The organism is Tsukamurella asaccharolytica, assembly GCF_007858435.1.
In the GTDB taxonomy this organism is placed as follows: domain Bacteria; phylum Actinomycetota; class Actinomycetes; order Mycobacteriales; family Mycobacteriaceae; genus Tsukamurella; species Tsukamurella asaccharolytica.
On the sequence record NZ_VIGW01000001.1, the window covers coordinates 25137 to 44634 of the forward strand.

16 protein-coding genes are annotated in these 19498 nt (G+C 70.0%); 9 read left to right on the top strand and 7 right to left on the bottom strand.

What is annotated here, in order from left to right; translation table 11 throughout:
- Positions 1-5: 5 nt before the first annotated feature.
- From FK529_RS00135 to FK529_RS00145, 3 genes are all read right to left on the bottom strand, one after another.
- A complete protein-coding gene (locus FK529_RS00135; RefSeq protein WP_146558407.1) occupies positions 6-1532 on the bottom strand; it encodes a cytochrome ubiquinol oxidase subunit I in 1527 nt (508 codons plus the stop codon).
- Between the two features lie 160 nt (positions 1533-1692).
- Complete coding sequence (locus FK529_RS00140; RefSeq protein WP_146558409.1) at positions 1693-3075, bottom strand: amino acid permease; 1383 nt, start codon at positions 3073-3075, stop codon at positions 1693-1695.
- Positions 3076-3174: 99 nt separating this feature from the next.
- Complete coding sequence (locus tag FK529_RS00145; protein WP_146558411.1) at positions 3175-4038, bottom strand: aminodeoxychorismate lyase; 864 nt, start codon at positions 4036-4038, stop codon at positions 3175-3177.
- A 92-nt stretch (positions 4039-4130) separates the two neighbouring features.
- Between FK529_RS00145 and ygfZ the strand changes: the two genes are divergently transcribed.
- The 3 genes from ygfZ to FK529_RS00160 all read left to right on the top strand — a co-directional run bounded on the left by ygfZ (position 4131) and on the right by FK529_RS00160 (position 6118).
- Positions 4131-5147: a CAF17-like 4Fe-4S cluster assembly/insertion protein YgfZ gene (ygfZ, locus tag FK529_RS00150; RefSeq protein ID WP_146559457.1), complete on the top strand. Its 1017-nt coding sequence runs from the start codon at positions 4131-4133 to the stop codon at positions 5145-5147.
- Positions 5144-5782, top strand: a complete 639-nt coding sequence (locus FK529_RS00155) for an MOSC domain-containing protein (RefSeq protein ID WP_146558413.1) — start codon at positions 5144-5146, stop codon at positions 5780-5782. The genes ygfZ and FK529_RS00155 overlap by 4 nt, the downstream gene beginning before the upstream one ends.
- Positions 5783-5917: 135 nt before the next feature.
- Entirely contained in the window at positions 5918-6118 is a 201-nt protein-coding gene (locus FK529_RS00160; protein ID WP_146558415.1) for a DUF3073 domain-containing protein, read from the top strand.
- Between the two features lie 72 nt (positions 6119-6190).
- On the opposite strand, the gene purM is transcribed toward FK529_RS00160, so the two are convergent.
- Positions 6191-7267 carry a phosphoribosylformylglycinamidine cyclo-ligase gene (purM, locus tag FK529_RS00165; RefSeq protein WP_146558417.1) on the bottom strand — a complete coding sequence of 359 codons (1077 nt, stop codon included), beginning with the start codon at positions 7265-7267 and terminating at the stop codon, positions 6191-6193.
- 74 nt (positions 7268-7341) lie between these two features.
- Positions 7342-8904: an amidophosphoribosyltransferase gene (gene purF, locus FK529_RS00170; protein WP_146558419.1), complete on the bottom strand. Its 1563-nt coding sequence runs from the start codon at positions 8902-8904 to the stop codon at positions 7342-7344.
- A 133-nt stretch (positions 8905-9037) separates the two neighbouring features.
- Between purF and FK529_RS00175 the strand changes: the two genes are divergently transcribed.
- Positions 9038-9391 (top strand): sterol carrier family protein, encoded by a 354-nt coding sequence (locus tag FK529_RS00175; protein WP_166436361.1) that lies wholly within the window; start codon positions 9038-9040, stop codon positions 9389-9391.
- A 45-nt stretch (positions 9392-9436) separates the two neighbouring features.
- Positions 9437-10945: a glutamate-cysteine ligase family protein gene (locus FK529_RS00180; protein WP_146558423.1), complete on the top strand. Its 1509-nt coding sequence runs from the start codon at positions 9437-9439 to the stop codon at positions 10943-10945.
- Between the two features lie 2042 nt (positions 10946-12987).
- Here FK529_RS00180 and FK529_RS00185 read toward each other — a convergent pair.
- Complete coding sequence (locus tag FK529_RS00185) at positions 12988-14001, bottom strand: hypothetical protein (protein WP_158635009.1); 1014 nt, start codon at positions 13999-14001, stop codon at positions 12988-12990.
- A 130-nt stretch (positions 14002-14131) separates the two neighbouring features.
- Between FK529_RS00185 and FK529_RS19910 the strand changes: the two genes are divergently transcribed.
- On the top strand, positions 14132-14518 hold the full coding sequence (locus FK529_RS19910; protein WP_158635010.1) for an MspA family porin: 387 nt from the start codon (positions 14132-14134) through the stop codon (positions 14516-14518).
- Positions 14519-14653: 135 nt separating this feature from the next.
- Here FK529_RS19910 and FK529_RS00195 read toward each other — a convergent pair whose 3' ends face one another.
- Positions 14654-16000, bottom strand: coding sequence for a TIGR01777 family oxidoreductase (locus tag FK529_RS00195; protein ID WP_146558429.1), 1347 nt, complete (start codon positions 15998-16000; stop codon positions 14654-14656).
- A gap of 95 nt (positions 16001-16095) precedes the next feature.
- On the opposite strand from FK529_RS00195, the gene FK529_RS00200 reads away from it, so the two are divergent.
- From FK529_RS00200 to FK529_RS00210, 3 genes are read left to right on the top strand one after another with little or no spacing between them, the layout of a single operon-like run.
- Entirely contained in the window at positions 16096-17358 is a 1263-nt protein-coding gene (locus tag FK529_RS00200) for an NAD(P)/FAD-dependent oxidoreductase (RefSeq protein WP_146558431.1), read from the top strand.
- Between the two features lie 14 nt (positions 17359-17372).
- Complete coding sequence (locus tag FK529_RS00205; protein ID WP_146559459.1) at positions 17373-18095, top strand: DUF1365 domain-containing protein; 723 nt, start codon at positions 17373-17375, stop codon at positions 18093-18095.
- Positions 18092-19378: an SAM-dependent methyltransferase gene (locus FK529_RS00210; protein WP_193559641.1), complete on the top strand. Its 1287-nt coding sequence runs from the start codon at positions 18092-18094 to the stop codon at positions 19376-19378. The genes FK529_RS00205 and FK529_RS00210 overlap by 4 nt, the downstream gene beginning before the upstream one ends.
- Positions 19379-19498: the final 120 nt, after the last annotated feature.

A 19498-nucleotide genomic window follows, 5' to 3' on the forward strand; every position in this document is an offset into this window, starting at 1 on the left:
GCCTCCTAGTACGCGAACGAGAGGTGTTCCGACGATGCCTTCCGGCCGCGCTCGTCGCCGGGCGGATCGTCGCCGGGCGGATCGTCGCCGGAGGGCTCGTCTCCCGGCGGATCGTCGTCGTGGGGCGGGTCCAGAGGCGTGTGCAGGTTCGGCCCCTTGATCACGTACCGCCGGAGCAGGAAGAACCACAGGAGATACAGCGTGCCGTAGACCGCGGCGAAAGTGATGATGGAGAAGGCCATCATCGTGACCGAGTGCCCGGAGACGGCTTGGCCCACGGTGAGCCGGATCGTCGGGTCGCCTTCCGGGTTGGGCACCACCACCCACGGCTGGCGGCCCATCTCCGTGAAGACCCAGCCGGAGGTGTTGGCGAGGAACGGCGTCGGCAGGGCGATGAGGCAGATCCGGCTGAACCACTTCTGATTCGGGATGCGGCCACGGCGGGTGACCCACAGGCCCGCGACGGCCAGCACGCCCGAGCCGATGGACCAGCCCATCATCGCGCGGAACGCCCAGTAGGAAACGAAGAGGTTGGGACGGTAGTCGCCGGGACCGAACTTCTCGACGGCCTCGGCCTGCAGCTCGGTGACGCCCTTGAGGGTCGAGTTGGGGTCGCCGTTGGCGAGGAAGGAAGTCACGTACGGCACCTGCAGCACGTGCGTCACCGATTCGCAGTTGTTCTGCGTGCCGATGGTCAGCAGGGAGAAACTGGCGCCGGTCTCGGTGTGGCAGAGCGATTCCGCGGAGGCCATCTTCATGGGCTGCTGCTCGAACATGAGCTTGGCCTGCACATCGCCGGTGATGCCCAGGCCGACGGCCGAGACGATCATGACGCCCAGGCCGAACCGGGTGACGGGCCGCATGGACTTCGCCAGTTCGATCGCGTCGGGATCGCCCTTGCGCATTCCGCGCACCATCCACCAGCCGCCGATCGCGGCGACGAAGGTGCCGGCGGTGAGCCAGGCGCCGAAGACGGTGTGCGGGAAGGCCGCGAGGGTGGTCGAGTTGGTGAGCACCTCCCAGATGCTCGTGAGCTCGGCGCGGTTCTTCTCCGGGTTGAACCTGGCGCCCACGGGATGCTGCATCCACGAGTTCGCGGCGATGATGAAGAAGGCCGAGGCGTTCACGCCGACCGCGACGAGCCAGATACAGGCCAGGTGAACCAGTTTCGGCAGCCTCGTCCAGCCGAAGATCCACAGCCCGAGGAAAGTCGACTCCATGAAGAAGGCGACGAGGCCCTCGAGCGCGAGCGGTGCGCCGAAGACGTCGCCGACGAATTTGCTGTACTCGCTCCAGGCCATGCCGAACTGGAACTCCTGCACGATGCCGGTGGCGACGCCGAGAGCGAAGTTGATGAGGTAGAGCTTGCCGAAGAAGTTCGTCGCCTTGAGCCAGGCCCGCTTGCCCGTCACGACCCAGATCGTCTGCATCGTGGCGACCATCGGTGCCAGGCCGATGGTCAGCGGCACGAGGATGAAGTGCAGCACCGTGGTCATGCCGAACTGCCAGCGGGCGATGTCCAATGCGGTCACTGCGTACTCCCTGGGCCGAGGGGGCGGGCCGGCGTCGTCGCCGGCCGCTTGCACTACTACATCCGGTAGTAAGTACTACTGATGGTAGTAGTTCAGCCCGTCGATCCCAAGTGTTGAGACGCAGCACACGTCGCGGGCCGGGGCGGGACCTCCCGCGCGCTCACGCGGTCGGGGCGCTGATCCGTCGATCCGCGCGCCGCTGATGCACCACGCTGGCGGCGACCACGATGACGGCCAGGGCGGTCGAGAGCCCGACGGCGCTGCGCTGGCTCTCGTCGACGATCATCGCGACGATGACGAAGACGATGAACGCGATCACCGCGTAGGTGGCCCACGGGAAGAACCACATCCGCAGCGGCGACGGGGTGCTCTCCCGGCGGCGCAGGGCGATCTGACTGACCGCGATCACCAGGTAGACGAAGAGGGCCACCGCGCCCGTCGTCGCCAGGAGGTAGCCGAAGAGCTTCTCGGGCAGGACGTAGTTGCCGATCACCGCGAGGAAGCCCAGGATCATCGACGCCAGGACCGCGACGGCGGGAACGCCCCGCTTCGTCGTCCGGCCGGCCGCGCGGGGCGCGTCGCCGCGGCTGGCGAGCGAGTACAGCATCCGCGAGGCGGTGTAGAGCGCGCTGTTGAGGCACGAGGCGACGGCCACGAGCACCACGACGTCCATGATCCCCGCGGCGGCAGGGATGTTCATGCCGCTCAGGACCGCCTGGTACGAGCCCGTCGCCGAGTCGAGCGTGTTCCACGGCACGAGCGCCACGATCACGAAGATCGAACCGATGTAGAACAGGCAGATGCGCCAGACCACCGAGTTCACCGCCTTGGTGATGCCCTTGGCGGGCTCGGGCGATTCGGCGGCGGCGATCGTCACGATCTCCGAGCCCATGAACGTGAACATGGTGGTGAGCATCGCCGCGATCACCGCCCCCGCGCCGTTCGGCATGAAGCCTCCTGTGTCCCACAGGTGGTGCACTCCGGAGACCCCCGAGCCGGGGAGCACGCCGAAGATCGCGAGCGCGCCCAGCACCAGGAAGGCCGCGATGGCCAGGACCTTGATCAGCGCGAACCAGAATTCGAACTCGCCGTAGTTGCCGACCGAGAAGAGGTTGGTCACGGTGAGCAGCACCACCACGAGCAGCGCCCAGGACCACTGCGGGCCGCCCACCGTCTTCGACAGGATCACCGCGGCCGCCGTCGCCTCGACCGGGATCACCAGCACCCAGAACAGCCAGTACAGCCACCCGATGCTGCACCCCGCCCAGCGCCCGAGTGCCCGCTCCGCGTACGTCGAGAAGGAGCCGGTGTCGGGGTGCGCCGTCGCCATCTCGCCGAGCATCCGCATCACCAGGACCACCAACAGCCCGGCCAGGCTGTAGGAGATCAGCACCGCCGGACCGGCGAGCTTGATCGCGTTCGCCGATCCGACGAACAGGCCGGCACCGATGACGCCCGCGATCGAGATCATCGTGATGTGCCGAGGCTTGAGGCTGGTGCCGAGCTGGTCGCCCTGGACACCGGTGTGCTCGCTGGTGCTCATCCCGCGACGCTATGCCCGTCGAAGCCCGTCCGAGGGCAGCGCCGGGATTGTCCGATTGAATTCTTCCTCACCGAACCTGCGCGAACGTGAAGGCCGGAACTACGGGGTGTTCTCGATCCCGGCCTCGATGAGCGACCGGACCGTCCCGTCCATGGGCGCGGCGGGCAGGGCGCGGCCGTCCAGCGTATGCACCCGCGCGCACAGCGTGATCGACGAGACCAGCCACACCCCGTCGTTCATGACGAGGTCCGCGGGGAACAGCGGCTCGACGGCGGTGCGTACGCCCTTGTCCTCCGCGGCGTCGAAGAGGGCGCGCACCGTGGTGCCCGGCAGGATGCCCTGCTCCGCGGGCGGGGTGACCAGAGTGCGGCCGCGGGCGACCACGACGGTGGCGCGGGGCGCCTCGAGGATGCGTCCCTCGCTGGAGGTGAAGATCACGTCGTCGGCGCCCTGTTCGGCGGCGTACCGCGCGGCCGCCATGTTCACGGCGTAGGAGAGCGTCTTCGCGCCCAGGAGCAGCCACGGCGCGTCCGCGCCGAGCGCCGTCGAATAGCCCCGCGGGAGGGTGATGGCCGAGACGCCCTCGGCCCGAGCCGCCCGCACCCGCTCGGGCAGGGGGCTCACCATGACGTACGCGGTGGGCGTGCCGGGATCGGACTCGCGGCCCCGCGTGTAGACGAGCCGCAGCGCCCCCTCGGCGCTCCCCGCCTCCTCGCCGTAGAGCATCGCGGCGCGCTGCATCGCCGCCCACCACGCGCCGTCGTTCGGCGCGGGGAGGCCGAGCGCGGCGGCCGAACGGCCCAGCCGATCGAGGTGCGCGCGCCCCTTGAGCGGCGCGCCGTCGCGCACCAGGAGGGTCTCGAAGCAGCCGTCACCGCGGACCGCGCCCAGGTCGTCGGCGTACAGCAGGGGCGCGTCGGGAGCGCGCACGGAACCGTCCAGGGTGACCACCACGGATGCCATGGCGGCAACAGTATTCGACGCCCCGGAGCGCCGCGCAGCCACCGGGGTAAGCTCGGGGAGTGTCGACCGAAGAACATTCCACGTCCGGCATCATGAACCCGGAGGGCACTCCGGATACCGGCGTGACCTGGCATTTCGGGGATCCCTTCGGTGAGCAGCGGGCGGCCGAACGCGGCGCCGCGGTGATCGACCGCTCGCATCGCCGCGTGATCACCCTGACGGGCCCCGAGCGCCTGTCGTGGCTGCACTCGATCACCAGCCAGCACCTGAAGCACCTGCCGGACCGCACCGCGACGCAGAACCTCAATCTGGACGGCAGCGGCCGCGTGCTCGACCACTTCCACCTCATCGACGTCGACGGCACCACCTACCTCGACACCGAGCCGGCCGCGCTCGCGCCCCCGGAGGCGCCGCTGAGCCCGGACCTCGCCACGTACCTGCAGCGAATGGTCTTCCGGTCCGACGTGCAGGTGCAGGCGCGCGACGATCTCGCGGTGCTGACCGTGATCGGCCCCGAGGCCGAGACCGTCGCCGCCCAGGTGGAGGGGGTCCGCCGCAGCGAGCCCGGCGAGGTGAACCTCGTCGTGTCGCGGGAGCGGCTCGGCGCGGATTTCGCGGCCCTCGTCGCCGCCGGGGCGCGCCCGGCAGGCACCTGGGCCTACGAGGCCCGACGGGTCGCCGCCGCCCGCGCCCGGCAGGGCGTCGACACCGACGAGAAGACCATCCCGCACGAGGTCGATTGGATCGACACCGCCGTGCACCTGGACAAGGGCTGCTATCGCGGGCAGGAGACCGTCGCGCGCGTGCACAACCTGGGCCGGCCACCGCGCCGCCTCGTGCTCCTGCACCTCGACGGTTCCGCCGACGCCCGGCCCGCGACGGGCGACCCCGTGACGCTGGACGGGCGCACCGTCGGACGACTCGGCACCGTCGTCGAACACGCCGACTACGGCCCCCTCGCTCTCGCGCTGATCAAGCGGTCGGTCCCGGACGACGCGAAGCTCGACGCTGGCGGAGCGGCCGCCGCGATCGACACCGACGTCACGCCGTCGGCGGACGCCGCAGAGCAAGCCGGACGGTCCGCGGTCGATCGGCTGCGCGGCCGATGACGCCGACCAGGGTCGTCGCGGTCTGCGTCGTCGGCGAGGAGCGGCAGCTCGATCCGCGCAGGCCGGAGCAGCGCACCGCCATCGACAAGCGGCCCGCCGACGGGCCCGTCGACGTGGGCCGGCTGGGTCCGGTCACCGACCACGTCTGCGACACCCGGCACCACGGTGGCGAGGAACAGGCCGTCTACGCCTACTCCGAGCACGAGGCGCGGCGCTGGGCCGACGAGCTCGGTCGCGAGCTCCCGCCCGGCTGGTTCGGGGAGAACCTGCGCCTCGACGGCGACACCACGGACCTCGTGGTGGGTACCCGGCTTCGGGTCGGGGCGACGCTCAAGCTTGAGGTAACGATCCCCCGCACGCCGTGCCGCACCTTCGCGCTGTGGTCCGGCGAGGACGATTGGCTGGCGCGATTCATGGCCAGGGGCGATTCCGGGGCGTATCTCCGCGTCCTCGAACCCGGTCCTGTGGCGGCCGGCGATCCGGTGGTCGTCGCGCACGTCCCGGCGCACGGCGCGACCGTCCGGGACCTGTTCCGCGCGACCCGACCCGACCGGCTGCGCGCCCTCCTCGAGGCCGGTGACCTGCCCCCGAAGGTCGAAAAGGACGCCACGAAGGCCCTCAAACGCGCCGACTGACACCCGGGCGGCAGCATCAACGGCGCGAGCACGCTAAACTGGACGGCAGGAAGAATTACTACACGGAGAAAGGGGCCGCCACCCACCGGTTGATCCGGTAGCTGGCCGCCCCTTCATTGCGCAAGGGGGTCCCCCATGGGCCGCGGCCGGGCTAAGGCGAAGCAGACCAAGGTTGCACGGGAGCTGAAGTACAGCACCCCGAGCACCGACCTGAAGAGGCTGCAGGACGAGCTGGCGGGTGGCGTGACCGACGAGGCCGATGTTCTCGCCACACACCCCGAGTGGAGCGACGTCGCGGGAGAGCCGTACCGCGAAGAGGAGTGGCGCCGCGCCTGACGCGCGTCGCGCCCTCCCGCTCGCATCTCCGGCACGGCACCGTGACCACGGGTCACGGTGCCTCCGGCGTTCCTAGAACTTCGGGTGCGATCCGCTCAGTACCGCTCCGGTGGAGGCACCGTCGGACTTCTTGATCGTGCCCAGGACCCAGCTGTCGATGTGGCGTGCCGTGAGCACGGCCAGCGCGCGGTCGACGTCCTCGGGCGCGACGATCGCGACCATGCCGACGCCCATGTTGAAGGTCTTCTCCATCTCGGCCTGCTCCACCCGCCCGCGCTGCGCGATGAGCGCGAACACGGCCGACGGGCTCCAGGTGTTGCGATCGAGCTCGGCGACAAGTCCGTCGGGGATCACGCGGCCCAGATTGGCCGCGAGTCCGCCACCGGTGACGTGGCAGAACGTGCGGACCTGCGTCTCCTGCGCGAGCCGCAGGCAGTCGAGGGCGTAGATGGCGGTGGGCTCGAGCAGCTCCTCGCCCAGCGGGCGGCCGAACTCCTCGACATAGCCGCCGAGGTCCATGTGGCCCCAGTCGAGCAGCACCTTGCGGGCCAGGCTGTAGCCGTTGCTGTGCAGTCCGGAGCTCGCCATGGCGATCACGACGTCGCCGGCGCGCACGTTGTCGGGGCCGAGCACCTCGTCGGCCTCGACGACGCCGACGCCGGTCGCGGACAGGTCGTACTCGCCCTCGGCCATGAGGCCCGGGTGCTCGGCGGTCTCGCCGCCCAGGAGGGCGCAGCCGGCGCGGACGCAGCCCTCGGCGATGCCGCCGACCAGTTCGGCGACGGTCTCGGGGACCACCTTGCCGACGGCGATGTAGTCCTGCAGGAACAGTGGCTCGGCGCCGGTCACGACGAGGTCGTCGACGACCATGGCGACGAGGTCGATGCCGACGGTGTCGTGCTTGCCCAGGGCCTGCGCCACGGCGATCTTGGTGCCGACGCCGTCGGTGGACGCGGCGAGCACCGGCTCGCGGTACTTCTTCAGCGCGAACAGGCCGGCGAAACCGCCGAGGCCGCCGAGGACCTCGGGGCGGGTCGCGCGCTTCGCGTGCGGCTTGAACAGCTCGACGGCCCGGTCACCGGCCTCGATGTCGACTCCTGCAGCGGCGTACGAGGCACCCTGCGGCGGGTGGGTGTTGGAATCCGTCACGGATTCATAGGCTACCGGACCGGGAGACGGCGGGCGTCCAGCGCAGTCAGGGGCCCGCGCCGGGCCGGCCCCGCTCAGGGACGACGCAGCGCGGACGCGTTGTCGTTCTCGGCCTGCAGCGGGTCGCCCTGCGTGCCGGCCTTGAGCATGTTCTCCAGGACGGCCTTGCCCATCGACGTCGACTCCGGCAGCGGGATGGGGTACACCCCGTCGAAGCAGGCCCGGCACAGGGATTCGCCCGCGTGCTCGGTGGCCGCGGTCATCTCGTCGAGCGAGATGTAGCCCAGCGAGTCGGCGCCGATCGCCGCGCGGACCGACTCGACCATCGCCTCCATGGAGTCGGCGCCGCCGCCGTTGGCGATGAGCTCGGCCGGAGAGGCGAAGTCGATGCCGTAGAAGCAGGGCCACTTCACCGGCGATGAGGCGATGCGCACGTGGATCTCGGCGGCGCCGGCCTCGCGGAGCATGCGGATCAGGGCGCGCTGGGTGTTGCCGCGGACGATCGAATCGTCGACGACGACGAGCCGCTTGCCGCGGATCACCTCGCGCAGCGGGTTGAGCTTGAGCCGGATGCCGAGCTGGCGAATGGTCTGGGAGGGCTGGATGAAGGTGCGGCCGACGTAGGCGTTCTTCATCAGGCCCTGGCCGTAGGGGATGCCCGATTCCTGGGCGTAGCCGACGGCCGCGGGCGTGCCCGACTCCGGTACCGGGATCACCAGATCGCCGTCGGCGGGGTGCTCACGCGCCAGGCGTCGTCCGATGTCGACGCGCGTCGAATGCACCGATCGGCCGTGGATCACCGAGTCGGGGCGGGCGAGGTAGACGTACTCGAAGATGCAGGTCTTCGGGGTGGGCTCGGCGAAGCGGGTGGAACGCACGCCGTCCTCGTCGATCGCGAGCAGTTCGCCGGGCTCGATGTCGCGGACGAACGAGGCGCCGACGATGTCGAACGCGGCGGTCTCGGACGCCACCACCCAGCCGCGGTCCAGGCGGCCCAGCGAAAGCGGGCGCACGCCGTGCGGATCCCGCGCGGCGTAGAGGGTGTGCTCGTCCATGAAGGTGAGGCAGAAGGCGCCCTTGACCGTGGGCAGCAACTCCATCGCCGCCTGCTCCAGCGTGCGGTCGGCGGCTGCGTGCGCCAGCAGCGCCGTGAGGATGTCGGAGTCGGAGGTGCCCGCGCTGCGCGGGCGGCCGCCGACGACGCCCACCTCGACGGCCCGCTCTGCGAGCTCCGCGGTGTTGACCAGGTTGCCGTTGTGGCCGAGCGCCACGCCGTTGCCCGCGCTGGTGGTGCGGAAGATCGGCTGGCTGTTCTCCCAGGTGGTGGAGCCGGTGGTCGAGTAGCGGCAGTGGCCGATGGCCACGTGGCCGGGCATGGAGCTCAGCGTCTGCTCGTCGAAGACCTGACTGACCAGGCCGAGATCCTTGAAGACCAGCACCTGCTGGCCGTCGCCGACCGCGATGCCGGCGGCCTCCTGGCCGCGGTGCTGCAGGGCGTAGAGGCCGTAGTAGGAGAGCTTCGCCACGTCCTCCCCGGTGGCCCAGACGCCGAAGACGCCGCACTCCTCCCGGGGCTCCTGCTCCTCACCCTCATCGAGTGGAGCGGGGTTGACGACGCTGAGCGGAAGCTGCGGCACGGCTGACTCCTGGGGCTGGGGGCATGGCCTGACCCGATTGTAGGACCGACCCGCCAGCGGAAACGAATCGACGAGTAGGTTTCTTCCCGGAGGACAGGGAGCACGAGTGGCGAAGGCGATCGATCCGGCGGCGATGCGGGCCGCGGTACTGGCGGTCCGGGACTGGATCGTCGACGACGACGCGCCCTCTCCCCCGCGGGCCGCGGTCGCCGCCGCGGTACGGTCGACGGCCCGCACACTGGCACAGGACGCGCCGGGCGGATCGGTCGAGGTGCGGGTACCCCCCTTCGTCGCCGTGCAGTGCATCGAGGGCCTTCGGCACACCCGGGGCACGCCCCCGAACGTCGTGGAGTGCGCGCCGCGTGTCTGGCTGCGACTGGCGACGGGCGCGGTCACCGTCGACGAAGCGGCGGAGGCCGCCGACCTCGCGGCCAGCGGCTCCCGCGCGGGCGAGATCGCGCGGTACCTGCCGATCGTGCGGCTCTAGCGATTCGGCCGCGAGCGCCGCGACGCTTCTGCAAAGCTGCGAACCATGGGTGCCGATGTCGATGCCAGGGTGTTCACGCGCGAGGACCGCATGCGGTTCCGCCGCCAGGTCCAGCGCGGTACGGACGCCATCGCCCGGATGCTGGCCGAGGGCCTGTTCACGGACGACGGTGCGCCGCCCGAGCCGCTGCTCGGCATGGAGGTGGAGCTGAACCTCGTCGACGACGAGATGGAGCCGGCCATGGCGAACGCGGAGGCGCTGGACGCCATCGCGGACCCGGACTTCCAGACCGAGCTGGGCCAGTTCAACATCGAGATCAACGTGGCGCCCAGGCCGTTCGTCGACCAGAGCACCGAGAACCTCGAGGATTCGCTGCGCGAATCGCTGAACCGGGCCGACGGGCGCGCCCGCGCCGCGGGCTCGAACCTGGTCATGATCGGCATGCTGCCGACGCTCGAGGAGGAGCACTTCGGCAAGCAGTGGTTCTCCGCGAACCCGCGTTACGACCTGCTCAACGAGCAGGTGTTCGCGGCACGCGGCGAGGACATCGAGATCGATATCGAAGGCGCACCCCTGCCCGGCGCGGTGGTCGGAGAGCGGCTCGACATCACCTCCGACACCATCCTTCCCGAGGCGGCGTGCACCTCGCTGCAGCTGCACCTGCGGGTTGCTCCGGAGGACTTCGCGGCGCACTGGAACGCCGCGCAGGCGATCGCGGGCGTGCAGGTGGCGATCGCCGCGAACTCCCCCTTCCTCGCGGGGAGGGCCCTCTGGCACGAGACCCGTATCCCGCTGTTCGAGCAGGCAACCGATACCCGGCCGATCGAGCTGCGCAATCAGGGCGTGCGTCCCCGGGTCTGGTTCGGTGAGCGATGGATCACCTCCACGTTCGACCTGTTCGAGGAGAACACCCGGTACTTCCCGGCGCTCCTGCCGGTCTGCAGCGACGTCGATCCTCTGGAGGTGGTCGCCCGCGGCGAGTCGCCCGAGCTACCCGAACTGCGGATGCACAACGGCACCGTCTACCGCTGGAACCGGCCCGTCTACGACGTCGTGGACGGGCACGCCCACCTGCGCGTGGAGAACCGCGTGCTGCCCGCGGGCCCGACGGTGGTGGACACCATGGCGAACGCCGCCTTCTACTACGGCGTGGTCCGGGCGCTGGTGGAGGCCGACCGCCCCATCTGGACGCAGATGAGTTTCGACGCCGCCACCGAGAACTTGCACTCAGGGGCCCGCGACGCCTTCGACGCCGGGCTGTACTGGCCGAACGTCGGCTGGATCCGGCCCGACGAGCTGGTGCTCCGCCGCCTGCTCCCGCTCATGGACTCCGGCCTCGAGGCGTACGGCGTCGGGTCGAAGTCGCGCGAGCGGTACCTGCAGGTCCTGGAGGGCCGGTGTATCCAGCGCCGGACGGGCTCGTCGTGGCAGCGTCAGGCCGTCGCGAACCGCGAGGCCGCGGGCGAGTCCCGCGCGCAGGCGCTGCGCGGCATGCTCGCCGACTACGTACAGCTGATGCACGAGGGGAATCCCGTGCATACCTGGGACGTGTGAACCAGTCGCTGTTCAGAGGAGGTCCGGCCTCGCTTGGTAACTGGTCGCCTCCGCGGTTGGCCAGCGGCAGCGCACTGTCGAGGGTGCGCCGCGTGGCGCGCTTGCCGGAGGCCTTGTCGATGAAGTTCTCGGAGCAGCTGGTCGCGGCGCGGGCCGACCCCCGTGCATGACCGACTCACACGCCACGACTGTCTCAAAAACGGAGGGTTGCGTAACGTTGTTGCGGACACGGGTCGCGTTACACCTTCGACCTGGGCGAACGCGTCAGCAGCCGGACTGTCTCATGAACGATCGTTCGTCTTCTGCCAGGGACGGTGGCGGGTCCAGTTAATTAATGACGTCGCGTAGTTCGAGGACTCCAAGCAACAGCGCCGGGGCACTAAGGGCGCGCCTACGTTTGAACGCTGCGGACTTTCTGACGCCAAGCCAGAACAACCTGAGAAAGAATAGCGAGCGAAGAAACAAAGATCCCGGTCACCCATATCCAAAAATGCGTCTTGTCGCTTACACGGAACAGCAGTAGCGACGCAATGGCTGCAGCGCTCCCCAGCGCCCACAGGCTCAGGCCGACGCCTAAGCGCTTCCGACTCCCCAACGGTGCACATGAACCTACAACAATAGCCGCGCACGAAAGAAGTACCGCTAGCAGTTGATCCATAGAAATTCCCACTTCCACATCGACGGCGACATAGCGAACCCTACTTATCTACCATGGTGATCACTCTACCGAACATTCGGAAGAATTGAGTGCTTCGTATCGAAACAACTAAGGCTGCGATTAATACCATCGCGGCAGAGGCTGCTCCGGCGCCGGCATTTTGCAGGATTGCTATGGAAGCTCCGATTGAAGCCGACAGCACTATCGCCGACAGCCAGAACATCCACGCTAGCGATGGAGCCTCGTTCAATCTTCGTTCGCGTTCCGTAGCTAGGGTGTAGAAGTTCCCGAGCAAGCTAACTGCAGCGATCGCCCAAAGCGCCCACTGTGCACCTCCGTGAGACATCAGCTAAACAGGCCTCCGATCCATTTTCCAACAGATCTTCCGCCTCTGCTAACAAGATCAGTTCCAGCAAGTGCGCCAAGTGCAGCCCCAACAAACGCGCCAGGTGGTCCGCCAATCATTCCGCCCACAGCGGCTCCGGCCCACGCGCCTCCCAGACCACCTGCTATCGCGCCGGAACTCTTTCCTACAGTTTCGCCGATAGGCCCACCATTGGCGAGTTCCGTGATTCCCGAGGCGGCTTCCATTGCGATTCCTGCGTAACCCCATCGGGTCCCGAGTTTGACGCCGGTATCGCGTATCCCTTTAGGTATCGTCCACCGGGAGGGTGATGCCTGTCGGGTTCCTGTATTGAACCGGGGTAGTCCACTTTGGAACGGAGCGGAAATGGCGCCGAGCGCGGTCGATCCGCTGCTTAGAACACCTGCGATATCTTCGGTAGATGAAGTGTCTGGACGGGGAACTCTCGCGAGTAGATCCGGATTGCTCGGAGGTCCGTAGACCAACCCGTTTCCGGGCTCAAGGGCGGGCAATGTGGGATCCACAAGCCCAAGCGGATTGGGAGTCGGCGTCAGGACAGGTTCAGGTTCCGTTGGCACCTCAGGTTGCGTCGGCACTTCAGGTGACGCAGGGAAGGGGTTGCTGAGGTCCGGGAGCTGCTGTTGTGCTGCCTGCTGCTCTGGCGTGAACGGACCGTACTCGCCGGGCATCGGGACTCGCATGCCTGTGGATGTGTAGCTGTGAAGCACGCTCGTTGAGTCGTCTTCCGGCAGTTCTCTGGTGATCGTTCCGTCCGATGGCTGATCGGCGCTGCTCGGCTCATCAGTGGTATCTGATGAAGCGGCGTCCGGAGCGGACGCGATCGGCTGCTCGCTAGCGGGCGCCTGGTCCGCCGAGTCGTCGACGAGCGAGGCCGTGTCGTTGGCTGCATCAGTCGGCGCATCTGCGGAGGGCGTAGGTGCGCCGCCGGTGTTACGCCGCCGTCCTGCCATCACTCCGGTCGCCTCCGCGACGAGGTATGCCCAGGAAGGCGCTCCGTCCTTAGCTGTCACTATCGGGCCCGCCCGTCGTGCCGCCGTCGCCGCCAGGGACACCGCCACCGGGGCCGCCCGGTCCGGGTGCGCCTGCTGCGCCAGGTGCAGGGCACTGGGACTGAGTTTGGGTAACGGTCACCGTCGATGTGGGCTGCTGACCGGACTGGGTGGGCTGCCCAGTCTGTTGCGGCTGACCGGGCGCAGTGGTCCGTACGGGGCTTTGCTGGCCGGTCTGCTGTCCCTGGGCAGGCTGCTGGCCGCCCTGGCCGGGTTGTTCGTTGCCGGGGATGTTCGGGGCCTGCTGGCCGGGGGTGCCGAACTCGGGTGTTTGGGCCTGGATGCCGGGGCCGTTGTCGCCGCCCTGGGCGGGGGAGGTTGCGATCCCGTTGCTGTCCTGGCCGCCCTGTTGGCCGCCTTGCTGCCCACCTGGTGCGTTGGTCTGTGCGGGCGGCGGCGTGAACGTCAGCGTCGGAGCGTTCGGGTCCGGTCCGCAGGTGGCAGGTCCTCCACCCGGGCACGGTGCTGCCTGCGCGGTACCGCTGCCGGCGCTGGTGGCGGCGAAGCCCATCATCCCGACCGCGACGACGATCGCGGCAACAGCGGCCGCTGCACGCACCTGATGCGGTGCAGGCGCACCGACTCCGGCGGCACGAAGCTTATTCAGGCCGGTGAACAGGATCCGGCCGACGATGACCATAACGAGCCAGAAGGTCAGGAACACCACCGGCACCGGGGTGAAGCGCGGGGCTTCGATGGAGAACAGGACGCCGCCGACGATCCCAGCGATACCGATGATCGTCAGGAACGCACCCTGCAGGCGCTGCTGCAACAGACGAGGCCGCTGTGCGTCTGATCCGGCCGCAGCCCCCTTGGGCCGTTGGACCGGTATCTGCGCTGTGTCATCAGCGGCGGTGCGGGTGTGCCGGGGCCCGCCGGCGGGGAGCGGCGTCGGCTGCGGTGGCCGCCTGAAGCCTCCGCCAGCCGGGCCGCCGGCCGAGTTGGCGTTGGGGTTGTCGGGCATCAACAAGCTCCTCGAATCAGGGACCTACACGGGTTGGTGCGACGAGTTGTCGCGTGATGCCCGGCAATCAATCACACCACTACGGTTTGTCAACCCCCAAACCGACGCTGAACGACATAATCGCAGCAAGGTGCCCACGCCGACAGTCAGCGCGTCCGGCACCGTCACCGGACAGGGGCAGGGCGGCTCCGGCGGCGGGCAAGGTGGCGGCAGCGTCTCGGGCACCGGAACCGGCTCGTTGTCGGGCACGCTCTCGGACACCGTCACCGAGACCGGCAACATTTCCGGCATTCTCAAGCCCGGCACCACCAAGGACATTCCCTACGCGAAGAAGGCCGTCGACGGCCCCAACGCCCAGGTCATGTCCCGTGACATCCGCATTGCCGTCGACAACTGCATCGGCGGCGTCCAGGTCCGCACCTACGCCACCGTCGCGATCAGCACCGAGGCCACCGACGACACTCTCACCACGTTCGGCAAGCCGATCTTCCTTCCCCGCCCCGAGCAGAACCGCTAGGCGGCACTGTCCCAGAAAGGGTCGTTTCTAGAACATGTCGGGTACACCCCCGGGGGAGCTGGACGGCGAATCGTCCCCGCCGGAGAGCACGCACGCACCACCTCAGGCTGATCTGCAGCCCCCGCGCGTAGGCGTTCAGCCGCCGAGCAGGTGCGCGAGTGCGTCGTCGACCGCGGGGTACCGGAAGGCGTGACCGCGCTGCTCCAGGACGGCGGGGCGCACCCGCTGGGAGGCGAAGGCGAGGTCGTCGGCGCCCTCCCGCCCCAAGAGGAGTGCCGGACCGAACGCGGGAACGGGAATCAGAGTCGGCCGGTGCACCGCCCGGCCGAGAGCCCGCGTGTACGCCTCGTTACGCACGACGCCCGGCGCCACGGCGTTGACCGCGCCCGACAAGCCGGTGTCCCACAGTGCGCGGTGGTAGACGTCGACCAGGTCGTCGATAGCGACCCACGGCTGCCACTGCCGGCCCGCACCGAGCCGCCCGCCGAGGCCGGCCCGGAACAGCGGAAGAAGCAGCTTGAGCGTCCCGCCCTGCGGCGCCTGGACGATGCCCGTCCGCACGGTGACCACCCGGGTCCCGTCGCCCGCCCCGTCGTGCGCGGCGGCCTCCCACCGCCGCACCACGTCGGCGAGGAAGTCGGGCTCCGCGGGCGCAGCCGACTCCTCGGTCAGCACCTCGTCGCCCCGGTCGCGGCCATACCAGCCGACGGCGGAGGCACTGACGAACACCGGAACGCCTGCGCGGGCGGCGGCACGGGCCAGCAGCCGCGTCGGCTCGATCCGGCTCGCTTCGATCCGTTCCTTGTGCGCCGACGTGAAGCGTCCAGCGATGCTCGCCCCGGCCAGGTGGACGACTGCGTCGACCCCTTCGAGGGCGGCGGGGTCCGGTGCCGCCGGGTCCCACCGGCGTTCGTCGTCCGACCGCGGCTCGCCGCGAACGAGCCGCAGAACCCGGTGCCCGCCCGTGGTGAGGAAGGCGGCGAGGTCGGACCCGACCAGCCCGGACGCGCCCGTGATCGCGACGGTGACGGGCGCCAGGCCCGCGTCGGCCGCCCGGCGGTGCGCGGCGAGATCCCCGGCGAGCCGCCGGTACCGGAAGGCGATCACCTCGGACAGCAGCCGCTCCGGCACGGGGGTCTGCACCTCGTCGGTCACCCGAGTGCGGTCCGCGGCGACGGGCTCGAACCCGTGGACGTGCCGCCACGGGAACAAGCCGGCGGGAAGGGACCGAACGCCGTCCACCGATACCTCGTCGACGAACCGTCGCCCGGGCTCGTACGCCGTCGGGTCGTGCACCGCGCGCCACTGCAGCCCCCCGGGCAGGTCGATCACGGTCACCCCGTCGGCGAGGGAGGTCGCCTGGGAACGGAGCCGCATCGGCAGCCAGGGCGCCTGCAGACGGGCGAACGCTCCGGGGCGGGAGAACCAGTCGACGACCACGTCGACGGGAGCGTCGATGACGGCGGATGCGCGTATGCTCATGGTTCCACGCTAACCCCACCGCACCGCGCACACGCCATGGGAAATCTCTCCGGTCCCGATCCCATCCGGCGGCGGCGCGGCTCCGAAGGACGGGTATGAACGTTGCGAACAGACGCTTCGCGGTGATCGGGAGCGGGGTCAGCGGGCTCGTCGCCGCCCACGAACTCACTAGATCCGCACGCGTCACGCTCTACGAGCGTGACGCGCGCTTGGGCGGCCACGCGCACACGCACACCGTCGACCTCGGGCTCGACTCCCCGGTTCGGGTGGACTCGGCGTTCCTCGTGCACAACGACCACACGTACCCCGTCCTGTGCAGCCTGTTCGACGAGCTCGGTGTCGAGACCCGCGACGCGGAGATGAGCATGTCGATCCGCGACGACGTGCGCGGCGTCGAGTTCGCGGGCGGCAGGGGGATCCGGGGCCTCGTGCCGACAGCGCGCCACCTGGCCGACGGCCGCCACCTGCGGCTGCTCGCGGAGGTGCCGCGGTTCCATCGCCGCGCTCGCCACCACCTGCACAGCGACGAGCCGGATCTGCCCCTCGGCGCCTTCGTTCTGCGCGAGGGCTTCAGCGAGCGCCTGGTGGAGGGCTTTCTCCGCCCGCTGGTCGCGGCCGTCTGGTCCTGCCCGCCGGACCGGGTCGACGCCTACCCGGCCCGCTACCTGTTCCGTTTCCTCGCGAACCACGGGATGCTCTCGGTCGGGCACTCGCTGCAGTGGCGCACGGTCGTCGGCGGCTCCGCGCGCTACGTCGAGAAGATCGCGGCGGGCATCGCCGACGTGCGGGTGGCGACCGGCGTGCGCGGCCTCGCGCGCACGCCCCGGGGCGTGCGCATCGTGGACGACACCGGGGCCGCGGAGGAGTTCGACGGTGCCGTGGTGGCGGTCCATCCGCACCAGGCGCTCTCACTGCTCGACGCTCCGACCGCCCTGGAGCGCGAACTGTTGGGCGCGATCCGCTACACGCCGAATCCCGCTCTCCTGCACACGGACACCTCGCTGCTCCCGCGTACCGAGAACGCCCGCGGCTCCTGGAACTACCTCGCCACGGACGACGGCCGGCGGGTGTGCGTGACGTACGACGTGACCCGGCTCATGGGCCTGCCGCGCGGCGGGGAGACCGCGCTGGTGACGCTCGGTGGCGCGGACCTCGTCGACCCGTCCCGGGTGCTCGCCGAGCTGCCCTACGAGCACCCGGAATTCACCACCGAGTCCGTCGCTGCGGCCGGGCGCCTCGACGAGATCTCGGGCCCCGGGCTCGCGTTCGCGGGGGCGTACCACGGCTGGGGCTTCCACGAGGACGGCGCGGCCTCAGGCCTGCGCGCAGCGCGCCGCGTGGTCGGGAGCGCGGCGTGACGGGGGTGCCCGCGATGTACGACACCGAGATCGGGCACCTGCGGCGCTCCCCCGTGCGGCACGGGTTCCGGTACCGGAGCGCGAGCTGGCTCATCGACGTCGACGCTCCGCCGCGGGTCCCGTGGTGGCTGCGTCCCCTCGTCTCGTTCCGGGCCGCCGACCACCTGTTCCCGGTGACGGAGGGCGCCGACACCCTCCGCGGCCGGGTGGAGCAGACGCTGCGCGCGCAGGGCGCCGACGTCCCCGTGGGAACGATCACGGCGCTCCTCAACGCGCGCTGCCTGGGCTACGTCTTCGACCCGCTCACGGTCTTCTGGTGCCACGACGCGACCGGAGCGGTGCGCGCGATCGTCGCCGAGGTGCACAACACGTACGGCGGGCGGCACGCCTACGTACTGGGGCCCGAGGCCCAGTCCGGCACGTCGGTGGCCAAGGCGTTCTACGTCTCCCCTTTCAACCCGGTGGACGGCGTGTACCGGCTCCGGATGCCCGAACCGGAGGCGACGCTGTCGATCGACGTCGTGCTCGAGCGTCCTGACCAGGCGCCGTTCATCGCCCAGTGGCGCGGCACCCGCCGGGACGCCACACTGAAGCGGATCCTCCTGGCGCAACTGCGCACCCCGCTCGTGCCGCTCCTCGTCGCCGTCCGGATCCGCCTGCACGGCATCCGCCTCTGGGCCTCCGGCCTGCCGCTCGTCCCCCGTCCCGACCCCACCGATCGGAAGGCGCACCGTTGACCGTCGAACTCACGTCCCACAGCTCACAAGCCGACCACCTCGGTGTCCCCGTCCCCACCGGTCTCCGTGCCCGCGTCCTCGGGCGCGCGGCCCGCATCCTGCTCGCACGCGCCGCGCGGCGCAGCGGCGTCGCGCTCGCGACCGGCGACACCGCCGTCTCCCCGGGCCCGACGATCGTCCTGCACGACCCCGACGCCGTGCATCGAAGGATCGGAACGTCGCGGCTCATCGGCTTCGGCGAGGCCTACGTCGCCGGCGAGTGGGACTCACCCGACCTGGCCACGACTCTCACCGCCCTTGCGGAGCGGATGTCCGACCTGGTGCCACGGTGGCTGCAGTCGCTGCGCCGCCTCGCCGCGACCGCCCGTCCCGGCACCGAGATCGGCACACTCGATCACACGCGGGACAACGTCTCCCACCACTACGACCTCTCCAACGAGCTCTTCGCGGCGTTCCTCGACGAGACCCTCACCTACTCGAGCGCACTCTTCTCCTCCGCGGAGCTCCCCGACGGCGCGCCGGGCGTGACCCGCGCCGGGGAACCCGGAAGGCCGCAGTGGTCCGCGCTGGCGGAGTCGCAGGGCGCCAAGATCGATCGCCTCCTCGACGCCGCCGGCGTCGGACCCGGCACCCGCGTCCTCGAAATCGGAACCGGGTGGGGCGAACTCTGCCTGCGGGCCGCGGCGCGAGGCGCCGTCGTCCGCTCGGTGACGCTCTCCACGGAACAGCGCGCCCTCGCGCTGGACAGGATCGCCGCAGCCGGACTGTCCGATCGGGTACAGGTCGATCTGCTCGACTACCGGAGCGTCGACGGCGAGTACGACGCGATCGTCTCCGTCGAGATGATCGAGGCCGTCGGCGCCGCACACTGGGACGAGTACTTCGCGACGCTGGCGCGACTCGTCGCCCCGCACGGCCGGATCGCGCTGCAGGCGATCACGATGCCGCACGACCGGATGCTCGCTTCGGTACGGACGTACACGTGGATCCAGAAGTACATCTTTCCCGGCGGGATGCTGCCGTCCACCGAGGCGATCGCGGCCTCCGCGCGGGCGGCGGGCCTCGCCGTCCTCGCCCGGCACCGCTTCGGCGCGCACTACGCGCAGACCCTGCGCCTGTGGCGCGAGCGCTTCCTCGCGGATCCGGACGGCCTGCCGTCGCCGGCGGATTCGCCGGAGTTCCGGCGGCTGTGGGAGTTCTACCTCGCCTACAGCGAGGCCGGGTTCCGGTCCGGGTACCTCGACGTGCAGCAGATCGTTCTCGCGCCGGAGGCGACTCGATGAGCGATCCTCGCACGCCCACCACGGGCCCCGAACGAATCGCGCCGCTGTGTCTGCTCCCCTGACCCTGCCCCGTCCCGCGGGAGGGGGGAGTCGTGCCCGGTCGGCCGTCCGGCGACCCGG

Bases quoted from the DNA above. Each gene is read 5' to 3' on its own strand.
- FK529_RS00155 (WP_146558413.1), top strand. From the start codon at position 5,144: ATGACGCCGACCAGGGTCGTCGCGGTCTGCGTCGTCGGCGAGGAGCGG.
- FK529_RS00195 (WP_146558429.1), bottom strand. From the start codon at position 16,000: ATGAGCATACGCGCATCCGCCGTCATCGACGCTCCCGTCGACGTGGTC.
- FK529_RS00140 (WP_146558409.1), bottom strand. From the start codon at position 3,075: ATGAGCACCAGCGAGCACACCGGTGTCCAGGGCGACCAGCTCGGCACC.
- FK529_RS00160 (WP_146558415.1), top strand. From the start codon at position 5,918: ATGGGCCGCGGCCGGGCTAAGGCGAAGCAGACCAAGGTTGCACGGGAG.
- FK529_RS00180 (WP_146558423.1), top strand. From the start codon at position 9,437: ATGGGTGCCGATGTCGATGCCAGGGTGTTCACGCGCGAGGACCGCATG.
- FK529_RS00200 (WP_146558431.1), top strand. From the start codon at position 16,096: ATGAACGTTGCGAACAGACGCTTCGCGGTGATCGGGAGCGGGGTCAGC.
- FK529_RS00175 (WP_166436361.1), top strand. From the start codon at position 9,038: ATGCGGGCCGCGGTACTGGCGGTCCGGGACTGGATCGTCGACGACGAC.
- FK529_RS00185 (WP_158635009.1), bottom strand. From the start codon at position 14,001: ATGCCCGACAACCCCAACGCCAACTCGGCCGGCGGCCCGGCTGGCGGA.
- ygfZ (WP_146559457.1), top strand. From the start codon at position 4,131: ATGAACCCGGAGGGCACTCCGGATACCGGCGTGACCTGGCATTTCGGG.
- FK529_RS00145 (WP_146558411.1), bottom strand. From the start codon at position 4,038: ATGGCATCCGTGGTGGTCACCCTGGACGGTTCCGTGCGCGCTCCCGAC.
- FK529_RS00205 (WP_146559459.1), top strand. From the start codon at position 17,373: ATGTACGACACCGAGATCGGGCACCTGCGGCGCTCCCCCGTGCGGCAC.